12 protein-coding genes are annotated in these 14,157 nt (G+C 40.8%); 10 read left to right on the top strand and 2 right to left on the bottom strand.

The window, feature by feature from the left end:
• The first annotated feature begins 44 nt into the window (after nucleotides 1-44).
• Both NLX67_RS01380 and NLX67_RS01375 read left to right on the top strand, forming a co-directional pair.
• Complete coding sequence (locus tag NLX67_RS01380; protein WP_046178290.1) at nucleotides 45-1,145, top strand: ABC transporter ATP-binding protein; 1,101 nt, start codon at nucleotides 45-47, stop codon at nucleotides 1,143-1,145.
• A 59-nt stretch (nucleotides 1,146-1,204) separates the two neighbouring features.
• On the top strand, nucleotides 1,205-2,380 hold the full coding sequence (locus NLX67_RS01375) for an MFS transporter (protein WP_254310084.1): 1,176 nt from the start codon (nucleotides 1,205-1,207) through the stop codon (nucleotides 2,378-2,380).
• Nucleotides 2,381-2,792: 412 nt separating this feature from the next.
• On the opposite strand, the gene NLX67_RS01370 is transcribed toward NLX67_RS01375, so the two are convergent.
• Nucleotides 2,793-3,398 carry a hypothetical protein gene (locus NLX67_RS01370; protein ID WP_254310083.1) on the bottom strand — a complete coding sequence of 202 codons (606 nt, stop codon included), beginning with the start codon at nucleotides 3,396-3,398 and terminating at the stop codon, nucleotides 2,793-2,795.
• Between the two features lie 575 nt (nucleotides 3,399-3,973).
• Between NLX67_RS01370 and NLX67_RS01365 the strand changes: the two genes are divergently transcribed.
• The 3 genes from NLX67_RS01365 (at nucleotide 3,974) to NLX67_RS01355 (ending at nucleotide 5,522) form a co-directional block, all read left to right on the top strand.
• Nucleotides 3,974-4,960 carry an aldo/keto reductase gene (locus NLX67_RS01365; protein ID WP_254310478.1) on the top strand — a complete coding sequence of 329 codons (987 nt, stop codon included), beginning with the start codon at nucleotides 3,974-3,976 and terminating at the stop codon, nucleotides 4,958-4,960.
• Between the two features lie 62 nt (nucleotides 4,961-5,022).
• Nucleotides 5,023-5,325 (top strand): Dabb family protein, encoded by a 303-nt coding sequence (locus NLX67_RS01360; RefSeq protein WP_254310477.1) that lies wholly within the window; start codon nucleotides 5,023-5,025, stop codon nucleotides 5,323-5,325.
• Nucleotides 5,326-5,381: 56 nt separating this feature from the next.
• Nucleotides 5,382-5,522 carry a hypothetical protein gene (locus NLX67_RS01355; protein WP_254310082.1) on the top strand — a complete coding sequence of 47 codons (141 nt, stop codon included), beginning with the start codon at nucleotides 5,382-5,384 and terminating at the stop codon, nucleotides 5,520-5,522.
• A gap of 55 nt (nucleotides 5,523-5,577) precedes the next feature.
• On the opposite strand, the gene NLX67_RS01350 is transcribed toward NLX67_RS01355, so the two are convergent.
• On the bottom strand, nucleotides 5,578-6,267 hold the full coding sequence (locus tag NLX67_RS01350; protein ID WP_254310081.1) for a TerC family protein: 690 nt from the start codon (nucleotides 6,265-6,267) through the stop codon (nucleotides 5,578-5,580).
• Between the two features lie 377 nt (nucleotides 6,268-6,644).
• Here NLX67_RS01350 and NLX67_RS01345 point away from each other — a divergent pair, with 377 nt between their 5' ends.
• The 5 genes from NLX67_RS01345 to NLX67_RS01325 all read left to right on the top strand — a co-directional run bounded on the left by NLX67_RS01345 (nucleotide 6,645) and on the right by NLX67_RS01325 (nucleotide 14,097).
• Nucleotides 6,645-7,478 carry a VOC family protein gene (locus tag NLX67_RS01345; protein ID WP_254310080.1) on the top strand — a complete coding sequence of 278 codons (834 nt, stop codon included), beginning with the start codon at nucleotides 6,645-6,647 and terminating at the stop codon, nucleotides 7,476-7,478.
• A 188-nt stretch (nucleotides 7,479-7,666) separates the two neighbouring features.
• Nucleotides 7,667-10,978, top strand: a complete 3,312-nt coding sequence (locus tag NLX67_RS01340) for a substrate-binding domain-containing protein (protein WP_254310079.1) — start codon at nucleotides 7,667-7,669, stop codon at nucleotides 10,976-10,978.
• Between the two features lie 18 nt (nucleotides 10,979-10,996).
• Nucleotides 10,997-11,707, top strand: a complete 711-nt coding sequence (locus NLX67_RS01335) for a LytR/AlgR family response regulator transcription factor (RefSeq protein ID WP_046178297.1) — start codon at nucleotides 10,997-10,999, stop codon at nucleotides 11,705-11,707.
• Between the two features lie 215 nt (nucleotides 11,708-11,922).
• Nucleotides 11,923-12,924, top strand: a complete 1,002-nt coding sequence (locus NLX67_RS01330; RefSeq protein WP_046178298.1) for a LacI family DNA-binding transcriptional regulator — start codon at nucleotides 11,923-11,925, stop codon at nucleotides 12,922-12,924.
• Between the two features lie 363 nt (nucleotides 12,925-13,287).
• Nucleotides 13,288-14,097 carry a sugar phosphate isomerase/epimerase family protein gene (locus tag NLX67_RS01325; RefSeq protein WP_254310078.1) on the top strand — a complete coding sequence of 270 codons (810 nt, stop codon included), beginning with the start codon at nucleotides 13,288-13,290 and terminating at the stop codon, nucleotides 14,095-14,097.
• The last annotated feature ends 60 nt before the right edge of the window (nucleotides 14,098-14,157 follow it).

Raw genomic sequence — 14,157 nt, 5'->3', positions numbered from 1 at the left:
CGAATACAATGAAAATAAGAAAACGGTTACAGGAGGAATGAAAAATGGCAGAACTTCAATTAAATAATATTTATAAAGTATATGATGGAGATGTAACAGCGGTTGAGGATTTCAACCTTCACATTCAAGATAAAGAGTTTATCGTCTTTGTTGGCCCATCTGGCTGTGGGAAATCTACCACACTTCGAATGATTGCCGGTCTTGAAGAAATTTCAAAAGGTGATTTCTACATTGACGACCGCCGTGTAAATGATGTGGCACCAAAAGACCGCGATATCGCAATGGTGTTCCAGAACTACGCACTTTACCCGCACATGACAGTTTATGATAACATGGCATTCGGCTTAAAGCTTCGTAAAATGCCGAAAGAAGAAATTAAGCAGCGCGTTGATAACGCAGCTCAAATTCTTGGTTTGACAGATTATTTGAAACGGAAACCGAAAGCATTATCCGGCGGTCAGCGTCAGCGTGTTGCCCTCGGTCGTGCGATTGTCCGTGATGCAAAAGTATTCTTAATGGATGAGCCGCTTTCCAACTTGGATGCGAAACTTCGCGTACAAATGCGTTCTGAAATTATTAAACTTCATCAGCGTTTGCAGACGACGACAATTTACGTAACGCATGACCAAACGGAAGCATTGACGATGGCAACACGTATCGTTGTTATGAAAGCCGGCAAGATCATGCAGATCGGTTCACCGAAAGAAGTATACGAGAATCCAGAAAACGCGTTTGTAGCCGGCTTTATCGGTTCACCGCCAATGAACTTCTTTAACGCAGAGCTTGGCGATGGATTTGTGAAAATCGGTTCGAAATCACTTGACGTGCCAGAAGGAAAAATGCGCTACCTGCGTGACCAAGGGTATGTAGGCAAACAAATTCTTCTCGGTGTTCGGCCGGAAGATATTCATGATGAATTGATTTTCCTGGAAGCGTCCCAACATACGTCGTTTGATGCGGAAGTTTCTGTATCTGAACTTCTCGGTGCAGAAATCATGGTCTATTCTGAAATTGAAGGTCAAAGCTTTGTAGCACGCCTTGATTCACGTCTCGACATTATGGCAGGCGAAAAAATTCAGCTTGCATTCGATTTAAACAAAGCGCATTTCTTTGACGCTACATCAGAAGTGCGGATTCGCCCATAATCGATTTTAGGCAGGAAGTGACTACCGCTTCCTGCTTTTCTACTTTGGAGGATATACATATGAAAAAACAGCCGGTTTTGTTTCTCAGCCTGTTTTTATTCTTTTTTCACTCATCTGTGGCGATGACCGCTACCTTTTTACCGTCTTATTTTCAGGAAAAAGGACTGTCTGCTTCAGAAATTGGCTGGCTCATGGCCATCGGTCCGTTTACCGCCCTTTTTTCGCAGCCATTTTGGGGATATATGAGCGATAAATATAAAACGGTCAAGCGCATGGTGATGGTTTGTTCGGGCGGCTTGATTTTCATGAGTTTCTTTTTGTTTCAAGCAGACTCGTTTTGGATGCTCCTCTTTATTGCAGCGATTTTCTTTTCATTTCAGTCACCCATTGGTGCGCTTGGAGACAGTTTATCGCAAAAAACAGCCGTTCTGCACCACGTTCAATTTGGCCAGATCCGGATGTGGGGATCAGTAGGGTTTGCGTTGACATCCCTGCTCGGCGGATTTATTTTAGGACAGCTGGGTCTTGGATATTTATTTTATTTATTCCTTACATACGCCATTATAACGTTTGTTGTCATACAAAAAATTAGCGATGTAACTGCATCCGCTAAAATTATTAATATGAAAGAAGCCGCCAAAATCGTTAGCCGGCCGTCATTTTTATGGTTTTTGCTGATCATTATGCTCGTGACGATCACACACCGGGCAAATGATATGTTCATTGGTTTATATTTGACGGAACTCGGTGGCACCGAATCACAAATCGGGCTCGCCTGGTTTATGGGCGTCGCGTCGGAAGCGATGATTTTTATGTTCAGTGCCTATTGGATCCGCTGGTTTAAACGGAATATGACCTTTGTTATTATTGCGGCTGCTTTGTATGGTGTGCGCTGGATGCTGTACGCTTTGGCAACAGAGCCAATTCACATCATTTTGCTCCAGCCGCTGCATGGTTTGACGTTCGGTGTGTTTTATTTATGTACATTTCAAATTGTCACAAAAATCATGCCGGATGAATTTCTCGCGACCGGGCAAATGGTATTCATTTCCGCCTTTTTCGGCTTATCCGGTATCATTGGCTCGCTCGGAGGCGGCTGGATTATTGATTGGACAGGCGGCGCGGCCGCCATGTATCAGCTTCTTGGCTGGTTCGCATTCGCTGGCTGTATTGGGCTTGTTCTCTATGATCAATCCGGCAGAAAAAAAGATGAAGAATTATTGAAAAAAGTTTAAAAAAAACGGTTTCATTCTGAGTGAAGCGGGTAGTTAATAAGTACAGAGGCATCCAAAAGGAAGCCGCAAAGGCAAATGCAGCATCCAGATTAAGTAATCGGATGAAAAAGTTATTTAACCGCCTTTGTTCCATCAAGTTTGAAATGAATTTCAACAGCATTTCAACATTTTATGGACTGTACAGGATGAATGATTTGCTTAAAGCGGCGAAGTGTAAAAACCCGCCGACTGAATCCATTTAGCGGTTCCTGCGATTAGGCAGAGTTGACTGCTGAATAAGTAAGCAGATCTTCTCCAGCAATTCCCGCTTCACAAGGGGAATGAGAGAAGCCTATGCCGGAATCTGGCACAGGCTTTTTTCATTTTAACTGTAAGGCTGCGATAGACAACGGTTCAGGATATGCCTAAACGTTTATTTTTTTGGATGAGAGCTTTCTTTGTCCTTTTTCTTCATTTCTTTCTTGCCCTCTTTTATTTTCTTTATCTCTTCCTGGTACTCCTCCTCAACTTCAGAAGTGGAGGGGTGAAAAGGCTCTTGATTGTAGTCGATCCGCTTTCCATACCGCAGCATTTCATAAATGATAAAGCCGTTATTGGGCATACCATTTACGGTTTTCATTGGCACAATATCAAATAAAACAAAGTAAAAAGCATAAAATACAAATCGATCCCAGAACGTCCGGTACTCTTCTAATAATCCATTTGCAAGCATTGTATTAATCGTCAATGCCGCTATTGTATTGACCAAGATGGGTCCGGCATAGAGCAAGACATACGCAGCCCTTCCTTCTCTTTTTAAGGAATCATAGGAATACCAGCTAGATAAATGATAATATTTCCGGACATCAAATATACCGAGTTGAAACAACCGGGGCCCTGAACCAATTGTCACACGGGGATTTTTCACTCCAAATACAATACTTACAATCAGATAGCCCATTTCGCGTAAAAAAACGACTGTGGGTAATATGATAAATGCCGAGATGACTAATGAGAATAAGTCGGCTAAGCCGAACATCCAATTCCTCCTAAACATTATCTGCAGATGTACCCATTTAGAATGCCCGAGTTGCCGATGAACAAATCAGATTTATACAAATTAACTGGAAACAGTACAAGCGACAGAAGAAATTCGACCGCTTTTGTTGTATAGTTATTTAAAATATTACCTGCTTAGTTATCCTTTCCGAAATGAAGTAGAAAGCATATTCAAAACAAGCAAGATGAAAGTAGATGGAGGCGTTTACAAGATAATGATTGTAAATTGATGGCGGGATTCGTGGCGGAATTTTTAAGTATGATGGCTAGTTTACCCTGTTATTAGGAGTTATTCTGCCGTTATTATACTTATTCCCGCCAATATAAAAATGATTTGGAGTGGAAATGAATGGCGCATATCATAATGGATATCGGTGTTTCAAATGGCCGGCTTGTGGTAAAAAACAGCAAGAATGAAAACCTTAGAAAGTTATTGGTAAAAATGCAGCGAAAACCAATTCCAATTTCTGACATATATCGGTTTTCTTTGCATATATCTATCTGAAAAGGGAATAGTGGTATTGGATTGAAAAAATAGGATTGGAGTGAAGAATGATGAAAAAAAGAACATTAGGATTACAAGGTCTGGAAGTTTCTTCTCTTGGTTTAGGCTGCATGGGGATGTCGGATTTTTACAGTGGGCGTGATGATGAGGAATCAATCAAAACCATTAAGCATGCATTGGAGCTTGGTGTGACTTTTTTGGATACAGCTGATATGTACGGAGTCGGACAAAACGAAGAACTGCTTGGACAGGCAATAAAAGGCCGACGGGATCAGGTCATTATCGCCACAAAGTTTGGAAATGTGCGCGGTGAAGACGGTGCCTTTTTAGGTGTAAATGGAAGACCGGAGTACGTAAAAGAAGCATGTGAAAAAAGTCTGCGCCGTTTGGGAACAGATTATATCGATTTGTATTATCAGCATCGTGTCGATCCGAATACCCCAATTGAAGAAACAGTGGGTGCGATGGCAGACCTTGTAAAAGAAGGCAAAGTGAGATATTTAGGTCTTTCTGAAGCATCGTCTGATACGATTCGAAAAGCACACGATGTACATCCTATTTCTGCCCTTCAAACAGAATATTCTTTATGGAGCCGTGATGTGGAGGATGATATTTTACCGGCAGTTCGGGAGCTGGGAATCGGATTTGTTCCATACAGCCCGCTTGGCAGAGGTTTTCTGACAGGCCAGATTCGAACATTTGATGATTTGGCAGAAGATGATTATCGCCGCTTTTCACCAAGATTTCAGGGAGAGAACTTTGACAAAAATATTGAACTTGTGAAAAAAATCGAAGAGATGGCAAAAGAAAAAGGATGCACGACTTCACAATTAGCACTTGCCTGGCTGCTTGCCCAAGGGAATGATATTGTGCCGATCCCAGGAACGAAAAAACGCAAGTATTTAGAAGAAAACGTAGAAGCTGTAAATGTGGCACTCTCAAAACAGGAGCTTGCTGCAATTAATGATATTGCGCCAAAAGGAGCGGCTGCCGGCCTTCGTTATCCGGAAAGCGGAATGAAAGGTGTTAATTTATAAAAGCCGATATTTCAATTAAAGATAGTATGAGATCACAAGAGAAGGGAAAGATAAGCTTGAATATGTACGAACACTTAGTAACGTTTAAGTTTAACGAGCACATCACAGATGGAAAGCAGCAGGAGCTTCTTCAGCAGCTGTTAGCATTTAAAGAGAAGATCGATGGAATCGTCGAACTGACGGCTGGTTTAAATACCACCGAAGAAGTGGAGCAAATTCAAGGATACACGCTTGGACTGCGTGTCACGTTTGAAAGTAAGAAAGCGCTTGATAACTATTTGCCGCATCCGCTTCACCAGGCGTTTATTTCCTCGCTGGATGGTGTCATTGAGAATGTTATTGTTGTGGATTATGAGATTTTATAAGTCTGTTTAATCTTGATCAGCACTTAAAGAAATGGGATGAGATTGAGAAAATTCAAGTGAAGAAGCGTGAAAATATAAATGATACTGACATTTATGAACTAAAAAAAGAAGAAGCTGTCTCCGTTTCGGAGGCAGCCTCTTTTGTATTTCAACGTTCACTTGAGTCGGATGAATATAAGGCGGCCAAACTCAAATGACGACGTATGGCACATTGAGTAAAAGAGCGACTTTCTTAAACATTGACGGTACAAATTACAGAGTATTTTCTTCTATAGTAATATCGCTTTTCGCTCGTTCAATTCTGCGTTGTTTCAGTGTGCCAGCGAGCAAAATGCCGGCAACAACAACAAGTTCGAACCCATACTTTACAAATGGATTGGTGAAATAATCATGCATAAACGGTTCTCCGACGATCATTTTAGACGCTGTCCAGCCGAGAATGCCGGCACCGATTGTGATGATAATTGGATACCGTTCGATCATTTTTAAAATAATGGTGCTGCCCCACATAACAATAGGGATTGAAACAAGCAGGCCGATCATGACAAGCAGGAAGTTTCCGTGAGAAGCGCCTGCAACAGCAAGAACATTATCAAGCCCCATTAATGCATCTGCAATAATGATTGTTTTAATGGCGCCCCATAATGAATCAGCGGCTGTTACTTCATGCTCTTCTTCCTCAACAAGAAGTTTGTAGGCAATCCAGATAAGCAGGATGCCGCCGACTAAACGCAGGCCGGGAATTTCTAATAAATAAACAACCAACAGTGTGGCGATCATGCGGATGATGATCGCACCGACTGCTCCCCAAAAAATCACCTTTTTTTGCTGTTCTTTTGGGAGTTTCCGCGCAGCGAGACCAATTAAAATGGCATTGTCACCGGCGAGAACGAGGTCAATCATTATAATGGCTAATAAAGCGGTTAAAAATTCTGTTTCCATTCTCCCAGCTCCTTTTTTTCTCCAAAATAAAAGAGACCTCTGCCACATGAAATATGGCAAAGGTCTCGCTAAACACTAAATAAATTAGGTCAATAAAGCCGGCGGAAAGTATCCCACGTAATGACGACTTTATTTCAGTTCTCTGACGCTACTCCCCTTTACGGATGAAGGCGATATTCAGTTGGTTATGCTTTATCTGTTTTATTATAGCAGGTGAGGGACAGGAAAAAAAGTATCCTTTTATTTGTTTTTATGTCTGGTGCTCATAAATTTACTGCTTTTTACAGCTGTTGCTTGACTTCTTGTATAATTTATTTTTATAATAAGTTACATAAAGTAACTAAAATAAAAAAGGTAACAAAAAAGGAGAATCAAGCATGGATCGTTTTCATGAAAAACCGAATGGATTTGTTGGAGAAGTGAATATAAACGTGACGGATTTGGCACGTTCAATTGATTTTTATACAAACGTCATTGGATTAAATATATTAAACCAATCGGAGCGGCAGGCTGTGTTGACCGCGGATGGACAAACGGCACTTGTAACGCTGGAGCAGCCGCACAGCGTTCTGCCGAAGCAGGGACGGACAGCCGGCTTGTATCACTTTGCAATTTTGCTGCCGGAACGGAAAGATTTGGCTGTCTTTTTGCGCCATTTGCTGCAAACGGGCCAGCGATTTGGCGCGGCGGATCATTACGTGAGTGAAGCGATTTACATTGATGATCCCGACGGCAATGGTATTGAAATTTATCGCGACCGGCCGTCTTCGGAATGGACGTGGAACGATGGATTTGTGGATATGGCAACGGTTCAGCTTGATGGGGACAGCCTTTTAGCGGAAAGCGACGAAGAATTTACCGGTCTTCCGGGGGGTACAATCATCGGGCATATTCATCTGCACGTCTCGAACATTTCAGAAGCGGAAAACTTTTATATAAAGGGGCTTGGGTTTCAAGTGGTCAGCCACTATCCGCAGGCGATTTTCACGTCAACGGGCGGCTACCATCATCACATTGCCTTGAATACGTGGCAAGGCGTCGGTGCTCCGCGTCCGGCCCAAAACAGCGTTGGACTGAATTGGTACACGCTTGTGTTTCCGAGTGAAGAAGCAAGAGAAGAAGCGGTGGCAAGGCTCAAAGGAATAGGAGCAGCCGTGACCGATTATGTTACGGAAGATCCATCCGGCAACCAAATTCACCTGATTGTGTAAGAAAAAGGTTCCTCCCAGCGGAGGAACCTTTTTATAAGGAAAGCAAGCATGTGCCATTAGACTTACCAGGAAAGACAAGTTTATAATGGGGAAAATAAAATAATAAGGAGTCTAATTAAGTTGGCTGGAAAAGTACATGGAAGACTGAATTTAGATTATATTCTTTTAACGATCAGGGAGAGAAATAAATGAAGAATTCTGGATATGTTTCACAGGCAGGCTTTCAGGATACAGGTATGATTTTTAAGTTTATACGTAAAAATAACGAATTTATTCATACGTTTTCTGAAGGTGAATTACTTTATAAAATAGATTTTCATCCAGAAGGTCTTATTGGAAAAACATTATATGAATTGTATTCAGACAACATTGACATTGCCAATTCATTAATTACATATTACAAAAAAGCTTGGAAGGGTCACTTTGTCGAATATGAAAGTAACTACAAAGAGATACAGTACGTGACATATTTGAGGCCTTTGTTTTCAGAAGGAAAAGTCATTGAAGTAGTTGGAACTTGTATTGATATTACGAAAAGAAAAAAGATGGAAGAAGACATTCGCCAAAAAGAAAATTTATATCGCACAGTGCTTGAAACGATGTCTGAAGCGGTACTGATCGAAACAGGCGGCAAAATCACTACACTCAATGAAAGCGCAAACAAAATATTCGGGATTGAAATAGGTGATTTTACTGAAGCTTCTATGGCAGGATTAGAGCGGGAGTATATAAAAGAAAATGGCATTCCGATTCCTTATGTAGAGCTGCTAGATGTCATTACTCAGAAAGATGGCATTCCTGTTAAAAATTTTGTATTAGGAGTGAAAGATGAAAATAATGGAACACAGTGGTTTTCTGTCAATTCAAACCCGCTTAAATTACCGGATAAGTACGAGGAAGCAGCTCTTGTGACACTTTCCGAAATTACACTTCAAAAAGAACAGGAAAGAAAGTTAATAGATTCGTACGCTTTTCAGCGCAATTTGATTGATCAGCTGGACAGAGGAGTCATTGTGACAGATCGGGATAAAAAGATTAGCCTCATGAACAAAAAGTTTTATGAACTGTTCAGGTTAGAAGGCGGGATTGATTTATATATTGGACAGTATGCTCCGGATTTACATTCTCTTTTTGACAAAGAAATGGAAGAGGTGGAAATTGAAAAGCGCGGGGATCAGCCAAGAATAACAAAAGAAATTGAAATCAACAAAAATACCATACTGTGCTACAACTGTGTTCCACTTAATGAGGGAAACGGGAATGGTGGATACTTGTGGGATTTTGAAGATATAACTGAGAGTAATAAAATGGAAAAAATGATTATCCATGCAAAAGAAGAAGCCGAAAAAGCAAATGCAGCAAAATCGGACTTCCTGTCTAAAATGAGCCATGAGCTTCGTACGCCGCTAAATGGCATTCTTGGCTTTGCGCAGCTTCTGGAAATGGAAGAGGACTTGACCGAAACACAGCATGACTTTGTACAGGAAATTTTGAACGGAGGAAGACATTTATTACAGTTAGTAAACGAAGTATTGGATGTATCGAGAATCGAAACAGGAAATTTGAAAGTTTCTATAGAAGAGGTTAACCTTCTTGCCGTTATGAACGAATGTATCAATATTGTCCAGCCGCTGGCAAAGAAAAAGAACATAAGTATAGATAACCAAATAAATCCCTTTCAAAACACCTTAGTTCATGCTGATCCGATTCGTCTTAAACAAATCCTTCTTAACCTTCTGGACAATGCCATTAAATATAATAAGGATTATGGAGAAATAAGCATCGCCTGCTGGCAGGAAGGCAGCGAGCAGGTTGTGCATATCGTGGATACAGGTATAGGGATTTCAAAAGAAGAATATCAAAAAGTATTTGTCCCATTTTATCGAATTCGAGACACAAAGGAAGCAGGTACAGGTATCGGCTTGTCTCTCGTTAAACAGCTCGTACACTTAATGGGAGGAGAAATCAGCGTGACAAGCACAAAAGGAAAAGGCAGTGACTTTTCTTTTTGTCTGCCTGTTCCCCCTAATTTAAAAGCTGTTATGCGGTGGGATGAACAGGTGGAACCTCCTGCAGCGAAAGATGAGAAGACAGATCACTATCGCTTGCTCTATATTGAAGATAACGAGGCCAATTTTCAGTTAGTGAGCAACATCATAAAATCGCAGCCTACCTTTACGCTCCTATCAGCCCGTACTGGAAAAAAAGGAGTAGAAATGGCAGCGAAGGAAAAAGTGGATCTGGTTTTGATGGATATTAACCTCCCTGATATTCATGGGTACGAAATTTTTGATAAGCTAAAAAAGAATGAACAAACAAAAGATATTGCCGTTATTGCTGTAAGTGCCAATGCAATGCCGCAGGATATTCAATATGCGTTAGCTAAGGGATTCGATAACTATGTGACGAAGCCTATAAATATAAAAGAGTTTTTGACAGTCATACGGGAAACGTTAAATAAAACAATTTATCAAAATATCCCGGATCATAAAATTTTAAGCACTGGACCGTATGGAGAAGAGGCTGTCTCAGCAAAAACACTTCAATTATCTTTAGAAGACTTGAAAAAAATTAAGGAAAAGAAATACAAGGCAGCCATCGCCATGCACTATGCCCGAAGTGACTGGTCAAGGTCTCAAGTGGAAGGGGTAAAAGCCACTTTTGAAAAAATGGGGATTGAGATTACAGCTGTGACGGATGCGCAGTTTAATTGGGAACAGCAAGTAGCTGATATTGAAAACATTTTAACCGAAAAGCCGGATATTCTTGTGAGTATTCCTGTAAACCCGGCACGGATGGCAGGCATATATAAAAAAGCAGCTCAAGCCGATATAAAGCTGGTGTTCATGGACAATATACCAAAGAACCTGCAGCATGGAAAAGATTACGTTAGTGTTGTGTCCGCTGACAACTATGGAAACGGCATTGAATCGGCTCATGTTATGGCTGGAAAATTAGGTGAAAAAGGAACTGTTGGGGTTATTTACCATAAATCTGATTTTTTTGCAACCAAACAAAGAACCGAAGCATTTGAAAAAACGATACAAGAAAAATATCCCGAAATTCAGATTGTGGAGCGTGTCGGAATTGAGGGGCCGAATGATGGGCAAAAAGCGGCTTCTGCCATGATTGTTAAACATAAGGATTTGAATGGTATCTTTGCTGTGTGGGATGTACCAGCGGAAGGAGCTTTAGCAGCGGCCCGTGCTGCAGGAAGAAATGATTTGGTCATCACGACGGTCGATTTGGGCCTAAGGGTGGCAGCAGAAATTGCTCGCGACGGACTAATCAAGGGATTGGGTGCGCAGCTTCCATACCAGCAGGGAGTCGCTGAAGCCATCCTTGCAGGGTATGCGCTTATTGGAAAAAAAGCGCCGTCCTATGTGGCAGTACCATCTTTAAGAGTAACGAAAGAAAATGTTTTGGACGCCTGGAAACTAGTTTATAACGAAGAGGCGCCACATATCATTCAAAAAGCTGCGGATCAAGGAAATGCTTAAGAAAAAGGGGATTACCAGATGAAAGTATTAATCGCTGACGATGATGCTGCCTCCAGAAAACTGTTAAGGTATTTTATCGGCAGTTTACCTAATTATAAAATTATTGGAGAAGCCGCGAACGGTGAAGAGTTAATAAAGTATGTGACGAAAGAAAAACCGGATGTCGCTTTAGTGGATATTGGAATGCCTTTATTGAATGGGATGGAGGCAGTGAAAGCATGTAAAGAACTTTTTCCATCCTTGCAGGTTATTTTTATTACCGGCCATGATGATTATGCACTCGAAGCATTTAGTGTAAGGGCTGTTGATTATATTTTAAAGCCAATTGAGCGAAATCGTTTATATAGTGCTTTAGAGAGGGCCGCACAAGCTGGGAATATAAAAGCTGATAAAGAGCAGTCTGTTAAAAAGAATTTAATGATTAAACAACAGAAAAATATCCTTTTTATTCCGCTTGATGACATTATTTTTATAGAAAGAATAGACCGTAAATCTGTCATTCATACAAAGAACAATAATTTTGAAACAAATGAAGCGTTAGCCAGCCTGGAAGGGGCCCTTGACTCCAGATTTATCGCATCTCATAGATCCTATATCATTAACGTGGGGCTTTTAACCAAAATTGAAGCAGCGGGTCAAATGTATAAAGCATATTTTCAAGATTATAACAATACGGCAAGGGTTTCAAAGCACAAAATCGATGAATTGCAACGATATAAGTCATTATGAACCAATCAACTCAGCACACGCTGCTGGGTTTTTTTATTTTTTTAAATTTTTTGCTTTTTTTGTTTAAAAGGATAATTTTTAAGTCTGAAACTAGAAAATATCTTGTCGAGTGGAAGGAAATCATGTCTGAAAGCGGTTAGACACTAAATTTGAATGCGGTTACAATTCGGTTATAGCTAAATAAACAGCAACAAAAAAGAAAAGAGAATCCTAATATGTCAGGAATAAAAGAGGTAGCTAAACAGGCAAATGTTTCAATTGCGACTGTCTCAAGGGTGTTAAGCAAGCCAGAATCGGTAGCGGAAGAGACGATCAAAAAAGTATTAGAAGTCATTGAAGATTTAAACTATCAGCCTAATGCAGCAGCCCGCCAGCTAAGAATGTCCGAAACAACAACGATTCTAGTGGTTGTCCCGGATATTACGAATACATTCTTTTCCGATGTGCTGAGAGGGATAGAGTGTGTAGCTCTTGAAAATGGTTACCAGGTTTTGCTTGGTGATGCAGGCAATAATCTTGAACAGGAAAAAGGGTATTTGAACATACTTCGTCAAAAGAAGGCAGCAGGAATGATTTTACTGACCGCAGGAATTGAAGCGAACATCGTGGAAGAGATAGCCGCCCAATATCCGGTCGTTCTTGCATGCGAATACTTAGAGGGCGTCAATGTTCCGACAGTTTCAATTGACAATGTCAGCAGTGCACGAAAAGCAACCGAGTATTTGATTAATCTCGGGCATAAGAGAATAGGCTTTATCTCAGGTCCTATGAATAGCGTACTGGGCAGAGACAGGCTAAAGGGATTTTATCAGGCGATGGCACAATATAATTTGAAGGTTGAGCCCGACTTAGTGCAGGAAGGCAATTTTTCTTATAGAAGCGGCTTTAATATGATGCTCAAACTTTTAGCGTACAGCCACACACCTACAGCAGTGTTTGCGGCAAATGATGAGATGGCCTTTGGTGCCATCAATGCAATTGAACAAAAAGGATTAACTGTTCCGCAGGACATATCGGTTATCGGGTTTGACAATATAAAGTTTTCATCCATCTTCAAACCGGCACTAACGACGATCTCACAGCCCACTTTTGACATAGGCACAAAAGCGATGGAATTGCTGATAGGTCTCATGACAAAGCAGGAAATGGAGAAAACACAGTTCATTTTAGAAAACAAGCTTGTTCTCCGAGATTCATGCTATAAATGCAGCCGTTAAAAAATGAATTTTCAAAAGATGATGTAAACGTTTACGGAACGGATAAAAGAGCGTCAGTCATTGTTTTGCTTATAAGAGCTTTGATATACAGAAAAGCAGTAAAGCTGCAAATAAACTTTACAGATGATGTAAACGTTTACGGTGTGAGTAAAGCTTGAAAATAATTTACCCACAAGTTAGTTCAAAGTGAAAGGTTAAAAGAAAAGCAGAATTTAAAAAAGCAGACGATATGTAAACGTTTACGAGAGATTTTTTAATGAAAATTCTTGGTAATCCCGGGTTGCTCACTTTAAGGAGGTGGTGGAGCCACATTCGCAATCGATGTTGTACTTTTGAAAAATATTTCAAAACGGGGGAGAAACAATGAAACTTGGATATCAAACAAATACGTGGGGCGGGGTTGTAGGTCATCCTGCCGGAGTCACTTCGATAAAAGATCTTTATTACCTGGCGAACGGCTCAACCGAGGAAGCCTTAAAAGACATTGCGGAAGCAGGTTATGAAGGCTTTGAAATTTTCGACGGCAACCTAATGCAATATAAAAGCAATAAAGAAGAATTTAAGGAATTGCTGAAAACGTACAAGTTAACATTGATTGGTGTCTACACGGGAGGAAACTTTATTTATCCAGATGTTTTGCAGGAAGAATTAGCGAAAATTGAGGAAGTCGCTGCCTTTGCTGCTGAACTTGGCGCCCGCCACCTCGTGATTGGCGGAGGAGCTGTCCGTTCGGCGGGTATTTTAGAAAGCGATTTCGAAGATTTAGGAAAAGCATTGGATCAAGTAAAGGAGATTGCGGAAAAACACGGATTGATCCCAACGTATCACCCGCATCTTGGAACGACTGTTGAAGCGCCGGAGCAATTAGATAAGCTGATGCCGCTCACAACAATTGGTTTGTGTCCCGATACAGCCCATATTGAAGCAGGCGGCGGTGATCCGGTAGAAGTTGTTCGCAAATATGCGGACCGGATTAAATATATTCACTTTAAAGATTATGCGGATGGTGAGTTTCTTCCATTAGGAAAAGGCCATCAGAAGTTTGATGAAATGATCAGCCTTTTAAATGAAGCCGGTTACGATGATTGGATTACGGTTGAGCTTGATAGTTATGATGTGCCAAAACAAGGAGCGGAAATAAGCCGCAGCTTCTTATCGTCATTTGAAAAATAATTGATGCCAGATTGAATGTAGAGGGGACAGGATGATGAAAAGAAAAGCTCCATTATTAAC

The sequence above is a fragment of the Domibacillus sp. A3M-37 genome, assembly GCF_024213455.1.
Classification (GTDB): Bacteria; Bacillota; Bacilli; order Bacillales; family Domibacillaceae; genus Domibacillus; species Domibacillus tundrae.
This window is presented reverse-complemented; position numbering and strand designations above follow the sequence as displayed.

Bases quoted from the DNA above. Each gene is read 5' to 3' on its own strand.
- NLX67_RS01380 (WP_046178290.1), top strand. From the start codon at position 45: ATGGCAGAACTTCAATTAAATAATATTTATAAAGTATATGATGGAGAT.
- NLX67_RS01375 (WP_254310084.1), top strand. From the start codon at position 1,205: ATGAAAAAACAGCCGGTTTTGTTTCTCAGCCTGTTTTTATTCTTTTTT.
- NLX67_RS01370 (WP_254310083.1), bottom strand. From the start codon at position 3,398: ATGTTCGGCTTAGCCGACTTATTCTCATTAGTCATCTCGGCATTTATC.
- NLX67_RS01365 (WP_254310478.1), top strand. From the start codon at position 3,974: ATGAAAAAAAGAACATTAGGATTACAAGGTCTGGAAGTTTCTTCTCTT.
- NLX67_RS01360 (WP_254310477.1), top strand. From the start codon at position 5,023: ATGTACGAACACTTAGTAACGTTTAAGTTTAACGAGCACATCACAGAT.
- NLX67_RS01350 (WP_254310081.1), bottom strand. From the start codon at position 6,267: ATGGAAACAGAATTTTTAACCGCTTTATTAGCCATTATAATGATTGAC.
- NLX67_RS01345 (WP_254310080.1), top strand. From the start codon at position 6,645: ATGGATCGTTTTCATGAAAAACCGAATGGATTTGTTGGAGAAGTGAAT.
- NLX67_RS01340 (WP_254310079.1), top strand. From the start codon at position 7,667: ATGAAGAATTCTGGATATGTTTCACAGGCAGGCTTTCAGGATACAGGT.
- NLX67_RS01335 (WP_046178297.1), top strand. From the start codon at position 10,997: ATGAAAGTATTAATCGCTGACGATGATGCTGCCTCCAGAAAACTGTTA.
- NLX67_RS01330 (WP_046178298.1), top strand. From the start codon at position 11,923: ATGTCAGGAATAAAAGAGGTAGCTAAACAGGCAAATGTTTCAATTGCG.
- NLX67_RS01325 (WP_254310078.1), top strand. From the start codon at position 13,288: ATGAAACTTGGATATCAAACAAATACGTGGGGCGGGGTTGTAGGTCAT.